Annotated in this window: 20 protein-coding genes; 12 read left to right on the forward strand and 8 right to left on the reverse strand. The window is 70.1% G+C overall.

The window, feature by feature from the left end:
- Positions 1–6: 6 nt before the first annotated feature.
- Entirely contained in the window at positions 7–1,215 is a 1,209-nt protein-coding gene (locus ACZ3HL_RS33335) for a serine/threonine-protein kinase (protein WP_465535315.1), read from the reverse strand.
- Positions 1,216–1,331: 116 nt separating this feature from the next.
- Between ACZ3HL_RS33335 and ACZ3HL_RS33340 the strand changes: the two genes are divergently transcribed.
- A complete protein-coding gene (locus ACZ3HL_RS33340; RefSeq protein ID WP_465535316.1) occupies positions 1,332–2,891 on the forward strand; it encodes a PucR family transcriptional regulator in 1,560 nt (519 codons plus the stop codon).
- Here the strand turns inward: ACZ3HL_RS33340 and ACZ3HL_RS33345 are convergent.
- The 3 genes from ACZ3HL_RS33345 to ACZ3HL_RS33355 are packed head-to-tail and all read right to left on the reverse strand — an operon-like array spanning position 2,879 to position 5,477.
- Entirely contained in the window at positions 2,879–3,748 is an 870-nt protein-coding gene (locus ACZ3HL_RS33345) for a polysaccharide deacetylase family protein (protein WP_465535317.1), read from the reverse strand. The genes ACZ3HL_RS33340 and ACZ3HL_RS33345 overlap by 13 nt on opposite strands.
- The gene (locus ACZ3HL_RS33350) at positions 3,745–4,866 is read right to left on the reverse strand and encodes an oxidoreductase (RefSeq protein WP_465535318.1); all 1,122 of its coding nucleotides are present in this window, start codon (positions 4,864–4,866) and stop codon (positions 3,745–3,747) included. The genes ACZ3HL_RS33345 and ACZ3HL_RS33350 overlap by 4 nt, the downstream gene beginning before the upstream one ends.
- On the reverse strand, positions 4,863–5,477 hold the full coding sequence (locus ACZ3HL_RS33355; RefSeq protein ID WP_465535319.1) for a DUF1989 domain-containing protein: 615 nt from the start codon (positions 5,475–5,477) through the stop codon (positions 4,863–4,865). Before ACZ3HL_RS33355 ends, ACZ3HL_RS33350 begins: the two co-directional genes overlap by 4 nt.
- 459 nt (positions 5,478–5,936) lie before the next feature.
- Between ACZ3HL_RS33355 and ACZ3HL_RS33360 the strand changes: the two genes are divergently transcribed.
- The 7 genes from ACZ3HL_RS33360 to ACZ3HL_RS33390 all read left to right on the forward strand — a co-directional run bounded on the left by ACZ3HL_RS33360 (position 5,937) and on the right by ACZ3HL_RS33390 (position 14,783).
- Positions 5,937–7,412, forward strand: coding sequence for an amidohydrolase family protein (locus tag ACZ3HL_RS33360; RefSeq protein ID WP_465535320.1), 1,476 nt, complete (start codon positions 5,937–5,939; stop codon positions 7,410–7,412).
- The gene (locus ACZ3HL_RS33365; RefSeq protein WP_465535321.1) at positions 7,409–8,551 is read left to right on the forward strand and encodes a M20 family metallopeptidase; all 1,143 of its coding nucleotides are present in this window, start codon (positions 7,409–7,411) and stop codon (positions 8,549–8,551) included. Before ACZ3HL_RS33360 ends, ACZ3HL_RS33365 begins: the two co-directional genes overlap by 4 nt.
- 31 nt (positions 8,552–8,582) lie before the next feature.
- Positions 8,583–9,467, forward strand: a complete 885-nt coding sequence (locus tag ACZ3HL_RS33370) for a GNAT family N-acetyltransferase (protein ID WP_465535322.1) — start codon at positions 8,583–8,585, stop codon at positions 9,465–9,467.
- Positions 9,464–10,570: an o-succinylbenzoate synthase gene (menC, locus tag ACZ3HL_RS33375; RefSeq protein WP_465411511.1), complete on the forward strand. Its 1,107-nt coding sequence runs from the start codon at positions 9,464–9,466 to the stop codon at positions 10,568–10,570. Before ACZ3HL_RS33370 ends, menC begins: the two co-directional genes overlap by 4 nt.
- A 76-nt stretch (positions 10,571–10,646) precedes the next feature.
- Positions 10,647–12,317: a PucR family transcriptional regulator gene (locus ACZ3HL_RS33380; protein WP_465411510.1), complete on the forward strand. Its 1,671-nt coding sequence runs from the start codon at positions 10,647–10,649 to the stop codon at positions 12,315–12,317.
- Positions 12,318–12,456: 139 nt separating this feature from the next.
- Entirely contained in the window at positions 12,457–13,725 is a 1,269-nt protein-coding gene (locus ACZ3HL_RS33385) for an MFS transporter (RefSeq protein WP_465411509.1), read from the forward strand.
- Between the two features lie 143 nt (positions 13,726–13,868).
- Entirely contained in the window at positions 13,869–14,783 is a 915-nt protein-coding gene (locus ACZ3HL_RS33390; RefSeq protein ID WP_465535323.1) for a serine hydrolase, read from the forward strand.
- Here ACZ3HL_RS33390 and ACZ3HL_RS33395 read toward each other — a convergent pair.
- The gene (locus ACZ3HL_RS33395; protein ID WP_465411507.1) at positions 14,752–14,946 is read right to left on the reverse strand and encodes a hypothetical protein; all 195 of its coding nucleotides are present in this window, start codon (positions 14,944–14,946) and stop codon (positions 14,752–14,754) included. The genes ACZ3HL_RS33390 and ACZ3HL_RS33395 overlap by 32 nt on opposite strands.
- Before the next feature lie 107 nt (positions 14,947–15,053).
- Between ACZ3HL_RS33395 and ACZ3HL_RS33400 the strand changes: the two genes are divergently transcribed.
- The gene (locus tag ACZ3HL_RS33400; protein WP_465411506.1) at positions 15,054–15,500 is read left to right on the forward strand and encodes a VOC family protein; all 447 of its coding nucleotides are present in this window, start codon (positions 15,054–15,056) and stop codon (positions 15,498–15,500) included.
- Between the two features lie 70 nt (positions 15,501–15,570).
- Here the strand turns inward: ACZ3HL_RS33400 and ACZ3HL_RS33405 are convergent, their stop codons facing one another.
- Both ACZ3HL_RS33405 and ACZ3HL_RS33410 read right to left on the reverse strand, forming a co-directional pair.
- On the reverse strand, positions 15,571–16,218 hold the full coding sequence (locus ACZ3HL_RS33405; RefSeq protein ID WP_465411505.1) for a response regulator: 648 nt from the start codon (positions 16,216–16,218) through the stop codon (positions 15,571–15,573).
- Positions 16,206–17,405, reverse strand: a complete 1,200-nt coding sequence (locus ACZ3HL_RS33410) for a sensor histidine kinase (RefSeq protein WP_465535324.1) — start codon at positions 17,403–17,405, stop codon at positions 16,206–16,208. Before ACZ3HL_RS33410 ends, ACZ3HL_RS33405 begins: the two co-directional genes overlap by 13 nt.
- A 65-nt stretch (positions 17,406–17,470) precedes the next feature.
- On the opposite strand from ACZ3HL_RS33410, the gene ACZ3HL_RS33415 reads away from it, so the two are divergent.
- Entirely contained in the window at positions 17,471–17,797 is a 327-nt protein-coding gene (locus ACZ3HL_RS33415) for a putative quinol monooxygenase (protein WP_465535325.1), read from the forward strand.
- On the opposite strand, the gene ACZ3HL_RS33420 is transcribed toward ACZ3HL_RS33415, so the two are convergent.
- Positions 17,781–18,644: an alpha/beta fold hydrolase gene (locus ACZ3HL_RS33420; RefSeq protein ID WP_465535326.1), complete on the reverse strand. Its 864-nt coding sequence runs from the start codon at positions 18,642–18,644 to the stop codon at positions 17,781–17,783. The two genes, ACZ3HL_RS33415 and ACZ3HL_RS33420, sit on opposite strands and share 17 nt — an antisense overlap.
- A gap of 110 nt (positions 18,645–18,754) precedes the next feature.
- On the opposite strand from ACZ3HL_RS33420, the gene ACZ3HL_RS33425 reads away from it, so the two are divergent.
- Positions 18,755–19,672 (forward strand): AurF N-oxygenase family protein, encoded by a 918-nt coding sequence (locus ACZ3HL_RS33425; RefSeq protein ID WP_465535327.1) that lies wholly within the window; start codon positions 18,755–18,757, stop codon positions 19,670–19,672.
- 1 nt (position 19,673) lies between these two features.
- Positions 19,674–21,179 (forward strand): FAD-dependent oxidoreductase, encoded by a 1,506-nt coding sequence (locus ACZ3HL_RS33430; protein ID WP_465535328.1) that lies wholly within the window; start codon positions 19,674–19,676, stop codon positions 21,177–21,179.
- The last annotated feature ends 47 nt before the right edge of the window (positions 21,180–21,226 follow it).

Raw genomic sequence — 21,226 nt, forward strand, 5'->3', positions numbered from 1 at the left:
AGCGGATCAGCCCACAGCAGGGCGGTTGGCCGGGACGAACCAGATGGCGATGGTCAGGAGGACAGCGCAGATCAGGGCGATGAGATCGAGGGTGAGGCCCGGTTGCAGGGCGAGGGCGAAGTGTTCCCGTTCGTGGTCGGAGGTGGTCAGCAGGAGCGAGCTGAACAGCGTCAGCCCGCCGGCGACGCTCAGCATGACCTGTCCATGACGGACCTTCGCGAACAGGAGACCGCCCCCGGCCACCCAGAGCGCGCCAGCGAGCACGATGCCGACGCGGGCGAGCAGCAGCGGCGGCCAGAGCAGTTCGAACAGGTAGTAGGCGCGGTGGATCATCATCGCGACGGCGAGGACGTAGAACCCGAAGAGCATGCTCGCCACACCGGCCAGGATCGCGGGCACCGAGGGCATGCCGAGTCCGGGAGAAGGCGGCCGCGGTACCGGGGTTTCGACCCCGCTCGCGGCCTGGGCCAGCAGGGGAAGCGCGTGGCCGGGCAGCATGCGCTCCTGCGGTGCTTTCGCCAGCAGCCCTCCGACGACGTCCGCGAGCGGCGCCGGCGTCCGGGTGAAGGGCGGTTGCTCGTTGACGACGGCGTACAGCGTGGCCGCGACGTTCGCGCGCTGGAAGAAGTTCCCGCCCTCGCTCGCGCTGAGCAGGGTCACGCCGAGCGACCAGAGGTCGGAGTGGGGAGTGGCTTCGTGCCCCGCGATCGTTTCGGGGGCGAGGAACGCGGGGGTGCCCGCCGGGTCGATGGCCTTGGCGATCCCGAAACCGGTCAGTTTCACCGTGCCGTCGGGAGCCACCAGGATGTTCGCGGGCCGCACGTCCCCGTGCACGATGCCCGCGGTGTGCGCGGCGGCGAGCGCGCCGAGCACCTTGCCGCCGATATCGGCCACGAACCGCGGCTGCATCGGACCCGAGGAGGCCAGCTCCTCCAACGTCCGGGGCTCCACCAGATCCATCACCAGGAACGCCGTCCCGTCCGCCACCACGACGTCGTGGACGGGCACCACCGACGGGTGATCCACCACGACCCGGGCTTCGCGCCGGAGCCGTTCCACGACGGCGGGCTCGTGAGGGGGAAGCGGTAGTTCCTTGACCGCGACCTGGGGGCCGTCCGGCCCGTCCTCGGCACGCCACAGCACGGCCGTCCCGTCGCGCCCCAGCTCTTCGAGCAGGGTGTAGCGCTCGGCGATCGTGCGGGAAACTGCCGTCACAGTGGTTCTCCTCGAATTCTGAAGGGTCTTCGAGGCACGCTAACCAGGGCTCATGACAAACCATGAAATGGCCGTTCATCCATAAAGGACGCACCCGGCTGGATATATTCACAGTCATGCTGACCTTGGCGGCCCTGGTCGACGACCCGGATCTCGAACTGCGGGTGGTCGTTCACGGCCGTGCCGGGGCGCTCGCCGAGCAGGTGCTGTGGGTGCACAACACCGAGCTCCCCGACCCCGGGCCGTACGTGCGCGAACACGAGGTCGTGCTGACCAACGGCCTGTGGCTGGACCGCGTCGCCCCGGCGGATTTCGTCACGCGAGTGGTCGGTGCCGGAGCGGCGGGGATCATCTTCGGCCTGCGCGTGGAGCAACGCGACACTCCTCAGGAACTTGCCGAAGCCTGCCGGGAAGCCGGGTTGCCCCTGCTGGAGATCTCGGTGGCGGTGCCGTTCACGGCGGTCACCCGCGCCGCGGCGGCGATCCAGGCCGCGGACCGGCAGAACGCGCTGATGTCGATGGTGCGCCGAGGCGACGAGCTGACCTCGGCGCTGTCGCGAGGCGCGGGGGCGGCCGGGGTGCTCGCGGTCCTCCGCCGGGAGCACGAACTGCCGCTGGCCGTGGTGGACCGGATGGGCCGGGAACTCGCGTCCGCCGGCGCCGCCCTGGACGCCGGGCAGTCGCGCGCCGCGGCGGAGGCACTGGCCGGGCATCCGCCGCCGCTGGAGGCGGATCTCGGCGCGGGGACGCGGGCGGCGTTGTTCCCGGTGGGTGCGATCGGCGACGCGGACGCCGCACTGCTCTGCCTGCGGCCCGTGGTCGATCTGAAGCGCGAGGAGCGGGACGCGCTGGAGCAGACCGCCCGCTACCTCAGCCTGGAGGTGGCCCGGCACCAGGCGGTGCAGGCGATCGAGATGCGGTTCGCCGTCGAGCTGCTGGACATGGTGTTGTCCGGTGCCCAGCGCGCCGCGGAGGTGCCCGGCAGGTTGCGTGCCTTCGGCGTCGACCCGGACGGGCCGCTGGCGGTGATCGCGCTGGCGTTCGCGGGAGACGACGCCGCGACGCCGCCGGGGATGGCGGAAGCCGTGACGGACTTCCTGCTGGCGGACGGGCTGCCCGCGGTCGTGGCGGCGGGCAGCCAGGACGTCGTCGCGGTGCTGCCGTTCCGTTCGGGACGGCAGTCGCCCGCCGCGTTCGCGCCGCGGCTGGCGGCGGCGGTGTCGCACCGGCTCGCCGGCGGGCGCGTGGTCGTCGGGCTCGCCGATCCCGTGTCCGGCGCGGCCGAACTGCGGGCGCCGCTGTCACGCAGCCGCGAAGCCTGCCGCGTGCTCCGGGGCAGGCGTGGTGGCCCGGTCGCGGCGAGTTTCGCCGAGCTGGGCAGCTATCGCCTGCTGCTGGAGTCGCACGACGAGCAGTGGCGGCACACCTTCGCCGACGCCCTGCTCGGCCCGCTGCGCGAGCACGACCGCGTCCGCGACGGTGACTTGGAGACGACCCTGCGGGCGTTCCTCGACCACGACGGCCAGTGGGCGGCCACCGCCGCGGCGCTGTTCGTGCACGTCAACACCTTGCGCAACCGGCTGGCCAAGGTGACCGAGCTGACCGGCCGCGACGTCGGGCGGACCGCGGACCGGGTCGACCTGTTCCTGGCCCTGGAGGCGGCTCAGTCCGGGTAGACCTCCGGGTCGATTTCGAGGCGCCGCAAGGGTTCCGCGGGCAACGCGGGGTCGGCCAGCGCGGCGGCGGCCACGTCACGGCACCGGGCGAACCGGACGTCGCCGAGGCCGAGCCCGAACTCGACGAGCGAGCGCACGGCCTCCAGCCGTCCCGGCCTGCCCGAAAGGAACGGGTGCAGGCACAGGTTGAACAGGCATCGGTAGCGGCGCATCGCGTCCAGCTCCGCGCGCCACATCTCCAGCACCCGCACCGGGGACGTGATCACCGAGCCGACCTGAGGCGCGGGAAGGAACGCGTACTGCTCCCAGTCGTCGAGTGACCAGTGCACCGGCAGCTCCGCGATCCGGCCCGCCGCGGTGTCGATCAGGTACGGCCGGTCGTCGGCCATCAGCGACGAGTCGTAGCTCAACCCGTGCCCGGCCACCAGTGCCGGAGTGTCCCAAGTGGACTCCCAGCCCGCCGCGCGATGCCCGCTGATCTCGATGCCCTGTGCGGCGAAGACCGCCATGCCCCGCTCGAAATCGGCGCGCTGCTCGGCGGCGGTCATCGTGGTCGGCGACCGGTGACTGTAGGAGTGGTGGGCCACCTCGTGCCCGCGTTCCACGATCGTGGCGGCGAGGCCGGGCCGCTGTTCGGCGACCCAGCCCGGCACGAAGAACGTCGCGGGCACGGCCAGTTCGTCGAGCAGGCCGAGGATGCGCGGCACCCCGACCCCGGGCCCATACGCCTGATGGGACATGGTCGAGAGGTGGTCGGCGTAGCCCCGTCCGCGCGCGAGGATCGGGGATTCCGCGTCCACGTCGAAGGTCAGGGTCGCCACCGCGGCCGCGCCGCCGTGCCAGCTTGGTTCCGTCACGCCTGCCGACTCTCCCGCCAACGGCGCGCGTTCGCCACCGTGACCGTCGGGGTGACCATCGCCCGGTCGAACTCGGCCAGGGGGCGCGCCGCCGCGACGCGGGCGGGCAGATCGGGGTTGGCCAGCGCGCCGTGCCCGAGCGAGAGCAGGTCCGCGTGCCCGCCGGTGAGCACCTCGCGCGCCTGCGTGAGGTCGTGCATCCCGCCGTTGGCGATCACCGGCAGCCCGGTGACCTGCCGCGCGAGCGCGGTGATGGTGCTGCCGTCGGCCAGCTTCGCCGTTTCGAGCCAGTTTCGGCCCTCACTGGCGATGTGGAGGTACTGCGCGCCCGCCTCGGCGACCGCGGCGAAGATCACCTCGGCGTCGTCGCGGCCGCCGGGCCAGCGATAGGTGAAGTCGTTGACCTTCGTCTGTGACAGCCGCACGCCGGTCACCAGCTCGGGCACGGCCTCGGCGACCGCGGTGACGACGCGGGCGGTCAGCCGGATCCGGTTCGCGACCGGTCCGCCGTAGGAGTCGGTGCGGTGGTTGGTGTAGTCGGTGAGGAACTGGTCGAGGAGGTACCCGTTCGCCGCGTGCACCTCGACGCCGTCGAAGCCGGCCAGACGGGCACGTACGGCCGCGGCCGCGAAACCTTCGACGACTTCGTCGATTTCGGCGGTGGTCAGCTCGCGGGGGACCGGCCACGGCCCGGAGCCGCCGTACGCGCGCATCATCTCCCCGCGCGGCTGGACGGCCGAAGGAGCGACGGTGTGGTCCTGGTGCGGGTTCCCCTGCGCGATGGCCCCGGAATGCATGAGCTGCGCGATCATGCGGCCGCCCGCCGCGCGCACCCCGGCGGTGATCACACGCCAGCCCGCGACGTGCTCGTCCCGCGCGAGGCCCGGCTGGTTGAGGTAGCCCTGGCTGGCCGCGCTGTCGGGATAGGTGCCTTCGCTGAACACCAGCCCGAAGCCGCCGCGGGCGAATTCGGCGTAGTAGTCGGCCATCTCACCGGTCGGGGTGCCGTCCGGACGGGCCGAGACGCGGGACATGGGGGCGACGGCGTAGCGGTTGCGCAGCGCGAGGCCGCCGAGCGTGGCCGGGGCCAGTGCGGGGTGTTCGATGGTGGTCGTCATGACCGGGTTCCTCCATTGTGGACGGTTTCGATGGCGAGCGGGGAGAGTCCGGCGTCACTGATCCGGACGAGATCCTGCGGGCACGCGGAGACCACGACGACGCAGTCCATCTCGGCGCGCAGGGTCACCGCGTCGCCGGGCCGCGAGTTCGCGGTCAGCCAGTTCAGGCGCCCGTCCTCGCCGACCGGGACGCGCATGAAGACGTTGATCGGCTGCGGCGTCGGGCCCGTGAAGCCGAGGCCTTCGTCCGCCAGCGCCTCACGCAGGTTCGCGGCGCAGGACCGGTGGCCCGGGGCGCCCAGTGCGGCGTACCGGGCCGGGTCGCACGCCGGGATCAGCATGTCGTGCTCGCCCGGTGAGGTGTCTTCGGCCAGCGTCAGGATCGGGCGGCGCAGGTCGGTCAGGAAGGACTCGCCGACCGCGGGGAACAGCCGGTCGATCCCGGCGCGGGTGTGCGCCGCGCTGTGGTGCTCGGTCAGCTCGGTCCCGTTTGCCGCGAACGCGAACACGTCGCCGACCTGGCCGCCTTCGACGTCGACGACCCGCACCAGATCCCCTGCGGCCACGCGGACGGCCCTGGCGGTCCCCGGTGGCACTTCCGTTCTGCTCATGGCTCCAGCAAACAGGGACGGGCTGGTGGCTCGCCATGGAGAAACCTCCACTGTATAGCCAGGCAGGTGGAGGAATCTCCAAGTTGGCCTCCTTCCCTACCTTCCAGATCGCGCAAGCAGTCACGGCTGGCCGCACGTGAAGACGCCTTAGCGCCGTCCTGCTTGAGAGCCCAGTGCTTGGTGCGGTGGTCTCGCAGGGGCGGGTTGCGAAAGCCACTTTCGCAACCTTCAACGTTGCGAAAGTGGCTTTCGCAACGTCGGCCGTGGCCGGGCCCGGCATCAGGGCGGCCGGAGCCAGCAGATACCTGAGACACCCTCGGCCAGAACCGTCCTCACCACTCACGAGCGGTTCGTGCGGGCGGATGGACCGAGGGGTCCGGATTCGTCGCGCGGTACGAACGGACGCCCGCCGAAACCTCCTAGGGTCGCCATGAACGAGGCGATCCTAGGAGGCGAAGCATGCGGACACTCTTGCGTGGCGGTCGTGTCATCGATCCGGCGACGGGGTTCGACGGCACGGCCGACGTGCTGGTATCCGACGGGGTGGTCACCGCCGTCGGCGAGGGTTTGACCGCGGAGCCGGGTGACGTGGAGATCGACGTCTCCGGGCTCGTCGTCGGGCCCGGCTTCATCGACCTGCACAGCCACGTGCACACCATCGCGGGCCAGCGGCTCCAGGCGATGGACGGCGTGACGACCGCGCTCGATCTCGAGGCCGGGTTGATGCCGATCGAACGGGCCTACGCCGAGGCGGCCGCGGCGGGACGTCCGCTGCACTACGGTTTCTCCGCGTCCTGGGGTGCCGCGCGGGCGCAGGTGCTCGCCGGGATCGAGCCGGACGCGAATATCGACAGCGGGCTGGCGGTCCTCGGAAACCCCGCCTGGCAAAGGACTTCGTCGCCGACGGAGCTCGCCGCCTGGCTGTCCCTTGTGGACGGTGAGCTGGCCGCGGGCGCGCTCGGCGTCGGCGTGCTGCTCGGCTACGCGCCCGACACCGACCCCGGCGAGTTCCTCGCGCTGGCCCGGCTGGCGAAGGAGGCCGGGGCGCCGACGTACACCCATGTCCGTGAACTGGTCGAGGTGAACCCGGAGACACCGATCGACGGATCGGCCGAGATCGCGATCGTCGCGGCCGAGACCGGTGCCGCGATGCACCACTGTCACGTGAACAGCACGTCCGGCCACCAGATCGAGCGGGTGCTCGCGGCGCTCGAAGCGGGACGGGCGGCCGGGTCCCGGGTGACCGTCGAGGCCTATCCGTACGGAGCGGGCAGCACCGGGATCGGCGCCGCCTTCCTTTCGCCCGAGCGGTTGAAGATGAAGGGACTGTCCCCGTCCAGCGTGATCATGCTGGAGTCGGGGGAGCGGATCGCCGACGAAGGCCGGCTGCTCCAGGTTCGCGCCGAAGATCCGGGCGCGCCGTGCATCCTGGAATTCCTCGACGAAAGCAGCGAACACGACCTCGGTCTCCTGCGCCAGGCGCTCGCGTTCCCGGACGCCATCGTCGCCAGCGACGCGCTGCCCGTGTACTGGAAGAACGGCACCAGCGAGAGCACCGAATGGCCGCTTCCGCCCGGCGGCGCGACGCATCCGCGCACCGCCGGCACGTACGCCAAGACGTTGCGCCTCATGGTGCGTGAGAGCAAGGCATGGACGTGGCTGGAGGCGTTCCGCCGCTGTTCCTACCTGCCCGCGCGGGTACTCGACGAGGTCGCCCCCGGGGCGCTGGCCAAGGGACGGCTCAACGTCGGTGCCGACGCCGACATCGTCGTGATCGACCCGCACGCGATCACCGACGCGGCCACCTACTTCGACTCGACCAGGCCTTCCGTCGGCGTCCGGCACCTGTTCGTCTCGGGTGTCCCGGTCGTCACCGACGGGAATCTGCGCACGGACGCGTTCCCCGGCAAGCCGCTGCGGGGTGAGCCGCGATGAGCGACCTGCTCGCCGACATCGAGACGCTCGTCCGTTGCGAGTCGCCGTCGTCGGATCACCAGGCGGTGGCCCGCAGCGCCGAAGTGGTGGCCGCCATCGGCCGGAGACTGCTCGGCGTGGATCCGGAGAGGATCGTCGTCGACGGCGTCACCCATCTGCGGTGGAGCTTCGGCGCCGGACCGCCGCGTGTCCTGCTACTCGGGCACCACGACACGGTGTGGCCGCACGGCTCGCTGGAGACCCATCCGTTCTCCGTGCGGGACGGAGTGTTGCGCGGACCCGGTTGCTTCGACATGAAGGCGGGCGTCGTGATGGCTCTGCATGCCGCCGCGACCGTGCCCGATCGCGGCGGACTGTCCATTCTGGTCACCGGCGACGAGGAGATCGGCTCGCCGTCCTCCCGCGCGCTGATCGAGGAGACCGCGGCCGGGTGCGACGCCGCGTTCGTACTGGAGGCTTCGGCGGACGGCGGAGCGCTGAAGTGCCGCCGCAAAGGCGTTTCCCACTACCGGGTGGAGGTGGTCGGCCGCGCCGCGCACGCCGGACTCGAACCGGAAAAGGGGGTCAACGCGGGAATCGAGATCTCCCACCAGGTCCTCGCGGTGGCCGCGCTCGCCGATCCCGACGCCGGGACCAGCGTGACGCCCACTGTCGTCTCCGCGGGAACGACGGTCAACACCGTCCCGGCGGCCGCGCGCGTGGCGGTGGACGTCCGTGTCTGGAACGAGGCGGAACAACTCCGCGTCGACCGGGCCATCCGCGAACTCCGTCCGGTCTCGGCGGGCGCCGAGGTCCGGGTGACCGGCGGGATCAACCGGCCGCCGCTCGAGGCGGGCTCGTCGGCGGGATTGTTCGCGCTGGCCCAGGACTTGGCGGGCGAACTCGGACTCGGGGAACTGACTTCCGCGTCCGTCGGTGGTGCCTCGGACGGCAACTACACCGCCGGGATGGGTGTTCCCACCCTGGACGGCCTCGGCGCAGTCGGCGGCGGGGCGCACGCGGATCACGAACACGTCCTCGTGGCGGAACTGCCGCGCCGTACCGCTCTGCTGGCCGCGCTCGTGGAAAACGTCCTCGCGAAGCGGGGTCCGTCCGGCGCGACGAATCCCGCCGGCGAATCTGGTACGGCACGACGGTGACTCGGCCGATGCGCCGGGAAAGGATTGCCCCGTGACAAATCTTGCTACGAACGCGGACAGCCCGGCGCCGGCGGTGGTGGCTGACGAGGCTGTCGCCGCCGCGCGGGCCGCGGCCGTGGCTTCGGGCGTCGAAATCCGCGAGCTGACCGAGATCGCCGATCTGGCCGCCGTGGTCGGCCTGTTCGAGTCGATCTGGCGGTCCGGGCCGGGTGGTAGACCGGTGAGCACGGAACTGCTCCGCGCGATGTCCACCGCCGGGAACTACGTCGCGGGCGCGTTCGCGAACGGTGAACTGCTGGGGGCCTGTTTCGGCTTCTTCGGCAACCCCGGAAAGGCGAGCCTGCACAGCCATATCGCCGGTGTCGCCAAGGCGGGCGCGGGCCGCGGGATCGGGTATGCGCTCAAACTGCACCAGCGCGGGTGGGCACTTCTCCAGGACGTCTCGGTGATCACCTGGACGTTCGACCCGCTGGTGCGGCGCAACGCCTACTTCAACCTGGGGAAACTCGGCGCGCGCCCGATCGGCTACCTGCGCGACTTCTACGGTCCGATGGAGGACGACATCAACGGTTCGGGTGACACCGACCGGCTGATGGTCGGCTGGGATCTCCGGAGCCCCGAGGTCCGCGCCGCCGCTTTCGGTGAACCCGTCCTGATCGACGCGGAAGCCGTGGGCGGCGTGCAGGCGCTCTCGGTCGACTCCGACGGCGGTCCGAGCATCGGATCGACCGACGGGCCGACCGTGCTCGTCGCGGTCCCGCCCGACATAGAACGGTTGCGCCGCACCGATCCCGGTCGCGGTAACGCGTGGCGCGTCGCCCTACGCGAAGTCCTCGGCGGACTGATGGCGGACAACGCCCGGGTCGCCGGTTTCGATCGTGCCGGCTGGTACGTGATCTCGAAGGAGCAGTCGTGAAACTCAGCGGTGTGGAACTGCGCCGGGTCCGGATGCCGCTCGTGGCCCCGTTCCGGACGTCGTTCGGGACCCAGTCCGAGCGGGAACTGCTGCTGGTCCGCGCGGTGACCCCGGCGGGCGAGGGCTGGGGCGAATGCGTGGCGATGGAGGCGCCGCTCTACTCGTCGGAGTACAACGACGCGGCCGAGCACGTACTGCGGAATCACCTGATCCCCGCGCTGCTGGCCGCCGAAGACGTGACCGCGCACAAGGTGACGCCGTTGCTGGCGAAGTTCAAGGGCCACCGGATGGCGAAGGGGGCGCTGGAGATGGCGGTCCTCGACGCCGAACTCCGCGCGCACGACCGCTCCTTCGCGGCCGAGCTGGGGTCCACCCGGGACTCCGTGGCCTGTGGGGTCTCGGTCGGCATCATGGACTCGATCCCGCAGCTGCTCGACGTCGTCGGCGGCTACCTCGACGAGGGCTATGTCCGGATCAAGCTGAAGATCGAACCCGGCTGGGACGTCGAGCCGGTCCGTCGGGTACGTGAGCGCTTCGGTGACGACGTGCTGCTCCAGGTCGACGCGAACACCGCGTACACCCTGGGCGACGCGCCGCTGCTGTCCCGGCTCGACCCGTTCGACCTGCTGCTGATCGAGCAGCCGCTCGAAGAGGAGGACGTGCTCGGCCACGCCGAGCTGGCGAAACGCGTCCGGACACCGATCTGCCTCGACGAGTCGATCGTCTCGGCCAAGGCCGCCGCGGACGCGATCAAGCTCGGCGCCTGCCAGATCGTCAACATCAAACCGGGCCGGGTCGGCGGGTACCTCGAAGCCCGCCGGGTGCACGACGTCTGCGCGGCGCACGGGGTGGCGGTGTGGTGCGGCGGGATGATCGAGACCGGGCTCGGCCGGGCGGCCAACGTCGCGCTCGCCTCGCTGCCCGGTTTCACGCTGCCGGGTGACACCTCGGCGTCCGGCCGGTTCTACCGCACGGACATCACCGAACCGTTCGTGCTCGACGCCGGGCACCTGCCGGTGCCGACCGGACCGGGGCTCGGCGTGACTCCGATTCCCGAGCTCCTGGACGAGGTCACCAAGGAGAAAGCGTGGATCGGTTCGTAGCGCGGTACGAAATCCGGGGTTAGATTTGGTCGGATCGAACCGATCGGTTCGGTGACGCCGGGTTTAACTTCGGGGGGTGCTGACACCGGTGCCCAGCAAGCCGCATATGAGCTTGGGGCGCGTCCTCGAAGACCTCGGGGACGTGCTCCTGGAACCGGTCGCGGTCGGCCGGACCACCCGCAAACAGCTCGGCGGGGTGGTCATCCACGATCCGCACGACGAATCCGAAATCCCTGGCGGAGCCGTCGTGCTCGGCGTCGGGGTGCGGGATCAGGACGAGGTCGTCCGCCTCTTGCACGACGTGGGTGCCAGAGGCGCGGCGGCGCTCGTCGTCCGGTCTCCCGTCACCCCGGCGCCGGAACTCCGGCGAGCCGCGGAATCGTCCGGGGTCGCCCTGCTCGGGCTCGCGCGAGGCGCGTCATGGGCGCAACTCGCCGCCATGCTGAGGACCTTGCTCGCCGAAGAGGACGTCGGCGAGGTCTCGCCGCAGACCCTCGGCGGAATGCCTTCGGGTGATCTCTTCGCGCTGGCCAACGCGATCGCCGCGCTCATCGACGCGCCGGTGACCATCGAGGATCGCAACAACCGGATCCTCGCGTTCTCCGGCCGGCAGGACGAAGCGGACCCGTCCCGGGTGGAAACGATCCTCGGCAGGCAGGTGCCGGAGCGGTTCGCCCGCGGCCTCGAACAGGACGGCGTCTTCGAGAAGCTGTACCGAGACCAGACTCCCGTGTACGTCGATCCGCAGCGGTACGACGACAACGCCATCGCGCTTCCCCGCGTGGCGCTCGCCGTCCGCGCCGGCGACGAGGTGCTCGGCTCGATCTGGGCGGCGGTCCGGGAACCGCTCAGCGCGGAGCGCACCCAGGCATTGATCGACGCCGCCAAACTCGTCGCGTTGCACCTGCTCCGGTTGCGCGCGGGCGCCGACGTCGAACGGCGGCTGCGCGCGGATCTGGTGAGCACGGCACTCGAAGGAGGCGCCGGCGCGCCGGAGGCCATCGCCCGGCTCGGGTTGCTCGGCCAGCCGTCGATCGTGCTCGCCATGGGACTCCTGGGCGCGCCCGACCCCGAGGACGACCTCCGGCTGGTCGCGGACCGCCAGCGGGTCGCCGACGCGCTGGCCATGCACCTGAGCGCCGTCCAGCCTCGTTCGGCCGTCGCGCTGGTCGGCGACGTGGCCTACGGCATCCTCCCGATGCCCGGCGGTCAGGCCGACTGCCAGGAGCGTTCGGTGCGGGTCGCGTCGACCTTCCTGGAGCGCACGGGACGCCGGGCGGCGGCCGCCATCGGCATCGGACCGCTCGCGCTCGACGCGTCCGGTCTCCGCGCCTCCCGCGACGGCGCGGACCGGGCGTTGCGCGTGCTGCTCACCAACGGTGGCGCCAAACGCGTCGCGACCGCCGAAGACGTCCACGTCGACGCGCTCATGCTGGAGCTGGCCGACCTCGCCGCGGCCAGAGGAGACGTCGCGACCGGACCGGTCGCGCGTTTGCTCGCCTATGACGCTCAGCACCAGTCACAACTGGTGCACACCCTTCGGTGCTGGCTCGACGCCTTCGGTGACATCGGAGCCGCGTCCGCGTCGGCCTACGTCCACCCGAACACCTTCCGCTACCGGCTGCGGCGCCTCGCCGAAGTCGGCGAGATCGACCTCGACGACGCGGGGGAGAGGTTCGCCGCGATGCTGCAATTGCGGCTGCTGCCCCGTGACGCGCGGACCGGGCCGCCGGGCGCCGAAGACTGACCTTGGTCTCCCGTCCCGAAAGGACGGCCGATGTTCGTGTGATCGCACGAACTCCGGTCGACGACCGCGTTTCAGAATGAGTGACCGGCGCCACGTTCGCGCCGTTCTCCCTTCTCTTCCGAAATCCCGCGGAGGCGCCATGACGGCAGTGGTCAACGAGGACACCTGGACAGCACGGCGGATCAACCGGACGGCGCTCATCACGATGGTGGTGATGGTGTGCGCGTGGGCGGTCGACTACATCGACCGGTTCTCGATCGGGATGGCGCTGCCGATGATCGGCGCCGAGTTCGAGCTCAGCAAGACCGAGCAGGGCTGGCTCGTCACCGTGTTCGCGCTGGTGTACATGGTGTGCCAGATCCCGGCGGGTTTCCTCGCAGACCGGTACGGTTCGCGCGGGCCGATGCTGGTCACCCTGCTGCTCTGGTCGGCGTTCACCGCGATGACCGGGATGGCGGGCACCTTCGGCATGCTGCTCGTCGTCCGCGGCCTTTTCGGTGTGTGCCAAGGACTTTTCCCGGCGGCCTCGTTCAAGGCGATCGCCGAACGGACCACCCCGGGCAATCGCGCGACGGTGACCGGCGTGATGCTGTCCGCGGGCGGTATCGGCGCCGGCCTCGCGCCGCTGATCGTCGGCCCGCTGCTGATGGCGGTCGGCTGGCGGCACACGTTCTTCTGGATGGCGGGGGTCGGCGCGCTCATCGGCGTTGCCGTGTGGACGATCCTGCCCAAGGCCTTGCCCGAAAGGCTGAGCAGCCTCCCGCGCGACGTGGTGAAAACCCCAGAGGTGTCCCGGAAACAGGTGCTGAAGTCGCCGGTGATCTGGAAGTTCACCCTGCTGTTCTGCGTCACCAACATGCTCAACTACGGGATGATCACCTGGGTGCCCAGCTACCTGCTGGAGTCGAGGGGGCTGTCGCTGAGCCAGACCGGGATCCTGGCCGCGATCCCGATGCTGGTCAGCATCGGCACGACCATTCTCGGCGGCTGGCTGTTCGACCGGTATTTCCACGATCACGGCCGCTGGTACCTCGGTTCGATCTCACTGGTGACCGTGGTGCTGCTGACGTTGATGGTGAACGCGGACAGCACCACGGAGTTCACCGTCTACGAGACGCTCGCCCTCGCCGTGTTCGGTATGGCGACGATGGCCGTATTCGGCCTGCCGCTGCGTGTACTGCCCACAGCGGTCACCGGGATCGGCATGGGCGTGATGAACTTCGGCGGCCAGGTGGCGGGCGCCGTCGCGCCGGTGGCGATGGGGTGGCTCGCCGACACTTTCTCCTACACCGCCGCGTTCGGTTTCCTGATCGGCACGACGTTCCTCACCGCGGTGATGGCGTTCTGGGTGCCGCAGAACCCGGCGCAGTTCTCTTTCGCTCCGGCGGAATCCAGCTCGGCCTCGTGAGTCGGCCACCTGGGCCCTATGCCCACCTGCCACGTGAGCCACCGGAAGACGTTGCGAAAGCCACTTTCGCAACCTTCAACGTTGCGAAAGTGGCTTTCGCAACGCCGCCCCAGTCCACCTCTCGTCGAACAGACAGGAGTCTCATGCCCACCGAGTCCGAAGTCATCGAAACGATCACCGAACGAGCGAAGGAAGCAGGCGTCCGGATCCGGTTGCACGCGGCCGAAATCGACGGCACCCGGCGGTTCGGGATCGACGAGCACACCCCCGTCGTCACGGCGTCGGTCTTCAAGGTTCCGATCGCGCTGGAACTGGCGAAGCAGGGTGCCGAAGGCGGGCTCGACCTCGGCGAGCGGGTCACCGTCCCACCTGGACACCCCACACCGAGCCCGTACGGCCTCGCCACCTTCCGGCACGAGATCTCGATGTCCTGGTATGACCTCGCGATCCTGATGATCGGGATCAGCGACAACGTCGCCACCGACCTGATCCTCGACCGCGTCGGCCGGGAGTCGACGGAGAAAACGTTGCGTGGCCTCGGTTTAGAGCACACCACCGTGTCACAGGACTGCGGGGAGGTGCTCGGCGGTATCGGTGAGGACCTCGGAATCTCCTACGAGGACGACGAAAGACTGCTGACCGAACTCCCGATGGAGCGCATCGCGTCGTTGCGAGCGCTCCAGCCGGAGCACAGCTGTGCCACGACAGCCGAAGAAATCACCCGGTTGCTGGGGATGATCTGGCGTGACGAGGCCGCGTCGCCGGCCGCGTGCGCGGACGTCCGGCGCTGGATGGAACTCCAGGTGTGGCCGCACCGGCTCCGGTCCGGATTCCCGGACGACGGGATCCGCGTCAGCGGCAAGACCGGGACTCTTCCGGCGGTGCGCAACGAGGTCGGCGTGGTCGAGTATCCCGATGGCGGCCGTTACGCGGTCGGGGTTTTCACCGACGCCGTCGACGCGCGGTCACGGGTGCCGGAGCGGGACGCGTTCATCGGGTTCGCCGCGGCGCGGGCCGTCGAATGGCTCAGGCTTTGCGCCGAGCCAGGTGGCGAATGATCAGCAGCACGATGCACACGACCGCGACGGCGCCGGCGATCATGCGGAGGGTCCAGTCCAGCCCCGCGAACTGGCCGATCGCGTTGGTGGCCGCGCTGCCGAGGAGGACGAGCCAGAGGGAAGCGGTGACCAGTGCGCCGCTGGACTTTTCGATGTCGTTCATGAGAAAGACGCTACGGTTGGGCAGGACCGGCGAACAGGGGAGTGGCCCCCGTCGCGAGGTGGTGCTGGCGCTACCTCCGCGACCGCGCCGAGCGAAGGAGACCCAGCGTGGCGATCCAGCGGATGGACAACGTGCTCATCGTCGTCGAAGACCTTGACGCGGTCATCGCGTTCTTCGTCGAATTAGGAATGGAGCTGGAGGGCAAGGGACCGCTCGACTGGCCGGGGGCGGAACGGGTCGTCGGGCTCGAAGACGTCCGCCAGGACGTCGCGATGCTGCGTGTCCCGGACGGTCCCGGCCGGATCGAGCTGGCGAAGTTCCATCGGCCGAAGGCCATCACGCCCGAACCGAAGGACGCTCCGGCGAACACGCTGGGGATCCGCCGGGTCATGTTCGCGGTGGACGACATCGAGGACGTCGTCGCACGCCTGCGTGTCCACGGCGCGGAACTCGTGGGCGAGCTGGAGCGGTACGAGGACATCTACCGGCTCTGCTACGTCCGCGGTCCCGAGGGCATCGTCGTCGGGCTGGCGGAAGAACTCGGAGCTTCGTGACTGGATGGACGACACGCGTGATCCGGCGGACGACACGCGTGATTGGACGGACGACACGGCCGTCCAGTCCTCAGCCCTTCCCGCCCAGATACGCCAGCACCGCCAGGACCCGACGGTGCCCGCTGTCCTCCGGCAGCCCGAGTTTCGCGAAGATGTTCCGGATGTGCTTGTGCACCGCGCCGTCGCTCACCACCAGCAGTTCGGCGATGGTCGTGTTGTTGTAGCCCTCCGCCATCAGCCCGAGCACCTCGCGCTCCCGCGCGGTCAGCCCTTCGAGCGGGTCGGTTGCCCGGCGGTGCGCCATCAGCTGGGTGATGACCTCGGGGTCCATGGCCGTCCCGCCCTTGACGACCCGGTCCAGCGCGTCGAGGAACTTCTCCACCTTCCCGACCCGCTCCTTCAGCAGGTACCCGACGGCGCCCTTGCCGTCGGCGAGAAGTTCCGCCGCGTAGCCGGTTTCGACGTGCGCGGACAGCACGAGCACGGGCAGCCCGGGGTGCATTTTCCGTGCCTTGACGGCCGCGCGGAGACCTTCGTCGGTGTGGGTCGGCGGTAGCCGGACGTCGGTGATGACCGCGTCGGGCCGGTCCTTGGCGACCAGTTCGAGGAACTCGTCCACGTCGTCCACCGCCGCGGCGACGTCGATGCCCGAGGTGTTCAGCAGCATCACCAGGCCTTCGCGCAGCAGCGCGTCGTCCTCGACGATCACGACCCGCATGGCAACTCCACTTTCACTACGGTCGGCCCACCGGCGGGGCTGGACAGTTTCAAGGTCCCATCGAACGCCTCGGCCCGTTTGCGGATTCCCGACAGGCCGCTGCCCGCGGCTTCGTCGGCGCCGCCGTGGCCGTCGTCGCGGATCTCGATGAGCAGGGTGTCGGCGGTGCCGTCGAGGGTGATCCAAGCGTGTTCGGCACCGGAATGTTTGGTGATGTTGGCCAGCATCTCGGCGACCACGAAGTACGCGGCCGCTTCGACGGCGGCGGGACGGCGGCTGCGGCTGCGCACGTCCACCGAGCACGGGACCGGGCAGCGGTCGGCCAGCGCGGTGACGGCGCCGTCGAGGCCGCGGTCGGACAGCAGCGGCGGATGGATGCTGCGGACGACGGTCCGGAGTTCGGCCAGCGCTCCGGTCGCGGTGTCCTGTGCCTTGCCAAGGAGTTCCCTGGCCTTATGTGGATCCTTGTCGAACAGCGAATCGGCGATCCCCAGCTGCAGGACCACCGCGGCGATCCTCGCCTGCGTCCCGTCGTGGAGATCCCGTTCGAGACGACGGAGTTCGGCGCCGTGCGCCTCCAGCGCGGCGGCACGCGAAGCGGCCAGTTCGACGACTCGGTCGGTCAGCACGACGCCGGGCGCGGGAGCGAGCAGCCTGCGCGCGATGGAGGCCTGCCAACGGGCCACACGGGGGAACAGCAAGATCAGGGCGACCATGCCGACACCGGTGATCGCGCTGAGCGCCGCCATGGGCCACGACGTGACCATGAACCCGAGCGAGCTCTGCACCCCGCCGGGCACCATCGGCCAGATGAACGCCGTGACGATCTGCCGGAGCCCGCCGAGCGGCAGGGCGATGGCGAAGATGCCGACGACGAACCCGGTGGCACCGTGAAAGACGAGCCAGCCAAGGTCGCGGCGCGACGCCGGGTCGGTCACCGGGTTCCCGGACCGGTACGGCTCGGGGATCGGCTCACCCAGCAGGCGGGCGGCCCGGCGGCGTTCGAAGGTGACCGGACGGCGGATCAGCTGGAGCGCGACGGGCAACGCCGGGATCCCGACCCCGAACGGGCACATCAGCAGCACGAACACCATGCCGACGAGGACGAACCAGGCGACCATCGAGGAGACCGCGCCGACCGCCAGGTACCGGATCGCGGACCAACAGGACTGGAGCCGCGTGATCACCGGGACAGTCTTTCATCCGGCCTTGGAGCGGAGCGCGTGAAGGCCCTCTTTGCGATACTCGGGCCATGATCCTCATCGTCCTCAAAGCACGGATCCGTCCCGAGAAGCGAGCCGAGTGGCTGGCGGGTATCGAGCAGTACACGCAGCAGGTGCGCAGCGAACCCGGGAACATCTCGTTCGACTACTACCAGAACGCCGGTGACGAGAACGAGTTCGTCCTCGTCGAGGTGTTCGCCGACAGCGCCGCCGGTGACGCGCATGTCGCGACCCAGCATGCCCAGGACTTCTTCCCGTTCATGTCGACCGTCGTCGCGGAGAAGCCCCGGATCAACTACCAGAACCTCGACGGCGACGCCTGGTCGGAGATGGCCGAGGTCACGCCGGTCGACTAGGTGACTCCGCGGCGGTGCGGTCGATGATGGCGGCCAGCGTCGTCGCGGCTTCTTCGGGGACCCAGTGGCTGACGCCGGTCAGGATTTCGAGCCGGTAGCCGGCGTCGACGTACTGGCCGGCGAGTTCGGCGCTGCGCCGGGACAGCGCGGTGTCGCCGTCACTCCAGACGTGCGTGGTCGGCACGGTGACCCGGGTGCGGAGGGAGCCCTGGTGCTGGAAGGGCATCGCGCGGTACCAGTTCAGCCCGCCGGTGAGGGCTCCGCCGTGGACGATGTCCCGGCGGACCTGCTCGACCTGGGCGGGTGTCATCCCGGTGCCGGTCAACGTGCGGTCCAGTAAGCGTGGCCGGCGCCGGAGGACGAATTCCGGCAGCCAGGGGAGCTGGAACAGGAACATGTAGTACGACCGGACGAGCTGGTCGCTGGTGAGCATCGCGCGGAGGAACGCGCCGGGATGCGGGACCGACACGGTGGTCAGCGACCTGACCAGGTCCGGTCGTCGGGCCGCCGTCGACCAGGCCGCGACGGCACCCCAGTCGTGTCCGACGAGGTGGACCGGCCCGGAGCCCAGGGTCTCGACGAGGGCGACGGTGTCGGCCACGAGGCGGCCGGACCGGTAGGCGAAGCGGCCTCGTGGTCGCGCGCGGGGTGAGTACCCGCGCTGGTCGGGCACGATCGTGCGGTATCCCCGCTGGTGGAGCAGGGTGGCGGTCTCGGTCCAGGAGGCGCCGGTCTGCGGGAAGCCGTGCAGCAGGACGACGACCGTGCCGTCGAGCGGTCCGGTGTCCCGGACGTCGAAGACGAGTCCGTCGTGGTCGAAGGTGGCGATGCGGCGAGGTGCGGTCATGGGCGGATCTCCCCTTCTTTCGCGGGCTGGTTCTATATGTTACCTTGAGTAACAGTGAATCGCGGTAACAGGTAGCCGCGCACTCTGTCGACGTCGTCAGGGAGGTCCGTATGACCAGCACCGATGTGCCACGCGCCGCGGCAACGGCCGGGGCAGGCCGCCACGAGACCGCGCAGCGGCTTCTCGATTCGTCCGCGATGCTGTCCTACGACCCCGCCACCGAGGTGGACTGGGAGACGCCGCTGGACAAGGACTACCACGGTGCCAGCCCGGAGTGGAGCACGCTTTACGGCACGAGCTACTGGGCCGAGATGAGCACGGAGCAGCAGAAGGAGCTCACACGCCAGGAAGCCGCTTCGGTCGCGAGCACCGGCATCTGGTTCGAGATGATCCTGCAGCAGATGGTGCTTCGCGATTTCTACGCCAAGGACCCGACCGACCCGGCGTTCCAATGGGCGCTCACCGAGATCGCCGACGAATGCCGCCACTCGATCATGTTCGCCCGCGGTGCGGAGAAGCTCGGCGCGCCCCCGTACCGTCCGCGCAAGCTCGCCGTCGAACTCGGCCGGGTCTTCAAGGCGACGGCGAACGGCGAAGCGGCGTACGCGGCCATCCTCGTGGCCGAAGAGGTCCTCGATGTGATGCAGCGCGACTGGATGCGTGACGAGCGCGTGGTCCCGTTCGTGCGTACCATCAACAACATCCACGTGGTCGAAGAATCCCGGCACATGAAGTTCGCCCGTGAGGAGACGCGGGAGCAGCTGGAGGGCGCGGGTTTCGTGCGCCGCCGGATCAACGCGCTGGTCATCGCGATCGCGTCGTACTTCATCGTCAGCAGCATGATCAACCGCGACGTCTACAAGAACGCGGGGCTCGACACCAAGCGCGCGTTGCGCGAGGCGAAGGCCAACGAGCACCACAAGGCGATGATGCGGTCGAGCTGTGCCGGCCTGATGGAGTTCCTCGGCTCGTGCGGTCTGCTCACCCGCCCCGCGCTGGTGTTCTACAAGCGGGCGAACCTGATCTGACATGGCCTTCGCGATCACCCAGACCTGCTGCAACGACGCCACCTGCGTGTCGGTCTGTCCGGTCAACTGCATCCACCCGACGCCGGACGAGCCCGACTTCGGCACCACCGAGATGCTCTACGTCGATCCGGACTCGTGCATCGACTGCGGGGCCTGCGCGGACGCCTGCCCGGTGGACGCGATCTTCCCGGCGGATCTGCTGACCGGACCGCTGGAGGTCTACGCGGGGATCAACGCGGACTTCTACGCCGACCGTGAGACCGTTCCTTCGGTGGATCCGGCGCCGAACTTCCATCGGTGGGCCCCGCCGGCGTTCGACCGGGCCATCCCGAGCGATTTCGCGCCGCCCGACATCGCCGTCGTCGGCACCGGCCCGGCCGGGATGTACGCCGTGGAGGACCTGCTCCTCCACACGAACGCGCGAGTCACCCTGATCGACCGGCTGCCGGTCGCGGGCGGGCTCGTCCGCTACGGCGTCGCCCCGGACCATCCCGCCACGAAGCGGATCGGTGAGACGTTCTCGCGCCTTCACGAACATCCGCGGCTGCGGATGCGCCTGGGCACCGAGGTCGGCCGCGACGTGTCCGTGGACGAGCTGGCCGAGCGTCACGACGCGGTCGTCTACGCGGTCGGTGCGTCGTCGGCGCGCGACCTCGGCCTGGACGGCGAGGACCTGCCCGGCAGTATCGCCGCGACCACCGTCGTCGCCTGGTACAACGGTCATCCGGACGTTCCCGTGAACGCGGTGGACCTCTCCGCGGAACGGGTGGTTCTGGTCGGCACCGGCAACGTCGCGCTCGACGTCGCCCGGATCCTCACCGCCGACCCCGACGACCTCGCCGGGACCACGATCGCCCCGCACGCGCTGGAATGCTTGCGTACCAGCAAGATCCGGGAAGTCGTGCTGCTCGCCCGGCGCGGGCCGGAGGACGCCGCGTACACCTCGCCGGAGCTGCTCGCGCTGGCGGGGCGCGCCGGTGTGCCGCTCGTCGTCGACGACGCGGACCCGCGCACCACGGCCGCGATCGACGCGGGCACCGGCAAAGCCGCTCTGCTGCGCGAAGTCGGCCGCGAGACCGTCGACTGGACCGCGCCGCCGGACTCGGACGCACGGCGGATCGTCCTGCGGTTCCACTCCGCGCCCACTGGGATCATCGGCGACACCCAGGTACGGGGCCTTCGCGTCACGGGCCGGGACGAATCGGTCGAAATCGCGGCGGGCCAGGTCGTCCGCGCGGTCGGCTATCGGGGTGTGCCGGTGCCGGGTCTTCCGTTCGACGACACCCGCGGCACGATCCCGAACACCGGCGGCCGCGTCAACGGACGCAGCGGCGCCTACGTGGTCGGCTGGATCAAACGCGGTCCCTCGGGTGGGATCGGCGCGAACCGCACTTGTGCGCGGGAGACCGTGGCGACGCTGCTGGAGGACATCACGTCCGGCAGGCTGCCGGTGCGGGCGCGGCGGTCGCCGATGGCCGCGCTGGCCGCCCGGTTCCGCCGGCGCTGACGCCGCCGTTTCGCGGGTGCGTTGCGAAAGCCACTTTCCCAACCTTC

The organism is Amycolatopsis sp. NPDC000009 (assembly GCF_055563465.1).

Bases quoted from the DNA above. Each gene is read 5' to 3' on its own strand.
- ACZ3HL_RS33340 (WP_465535316.1), top strand. From the start codon at position 1,332: ATGCTGACCTTGGCGGCCCTGGTCGACGACCCGGATCTCGAACTGCGG.
- ACZ3HL_RS33350 (WP_465535318.1), bottom strand. From the start codon at position 4,866: ATGACGACCACCATCGAACACCCCGCACTGGCCCCGGCCACGCTCGGC.
- ACZ3HL_RS33355 (WP_465535319.1), bottom strand. From the start codon at position 5,477: ATGAGCAGAACGGAAGTGCCACCGGGGACCGCCAGGGCCGTCCGCGTG.
- ACZ3HL_RS33360 (WP_465535320.1), top strand. From the start codon at position 5,937: ATGCGGACACTCTTGCGTGGCGGTCGTGTCATCGATCCGGCGACGGGG.
- ACZ3HL_RS33365 (WP_465535321.1), top strand. From the start codon at position 7,409: ATGAGCGACCTGCTCGCCGACATCGAGACGCTCGTCCGTTGCGAGTCG.
- ACZ3HL_RS33385 (WP_465411509.1), top strand. From the start codon at position 12,457: ATGACGGCAGTGGTCAACGAGGACACCTGGACAGCACGGCGGATCAAC.
- ACZ3HL_RS33390 (WP_465535323.1), top strand. From the start codon at position 13,869: ATGCCCACCGAGTCCGAAGTCATCGAAACGATCACCGAACGAGCGAAG.
- ACZ3HL_RS33395 (WP_465411507.1), bottom strand. From the start codon at position 14,946: ATGAACGACATCGAAAAGTCCAGCGGCGCACTGGTCACCGCTTCCCTC.
- ACZ3HL_RS33405 (WP_465411505.1), bottom strand. From the start codon at position 16,218: ATGCGGGTCGTGATCGTCGAGGACGACGCGCTGCTGCGCGAAGGCCTG.
- ACZ3HL_RS33415 (WP_465535325.1), top strand. From the start codon at position 17,471: ATGATCCTCATCGTCCTCAAAGCACGGATCCGTCCCGAGAAGCGAGCC.
- ACZ3HL_RS33420 (WP_465535326.1), bottom strand. From the start codon at position 18,644: ATGACCGCACCTCGCCGCATCGCCACCTTCGACCACGACGGACTCGTC.
- ACZ3HL_RS33425 (WP_465535327.1), top strand. From the start codon at position 18,755: ATGACCAGCACCGATGTGCCACGCGCCGCGGCAACGGCCGGGGCAGGC.
- ACZ3HL_RS33430 (WP_465535328.1), top strand. From the start codon at position 19,674: ATGGCCTTCGCGATCACCCAGACCTGCTGCAACGACGCCACCTGCGTG.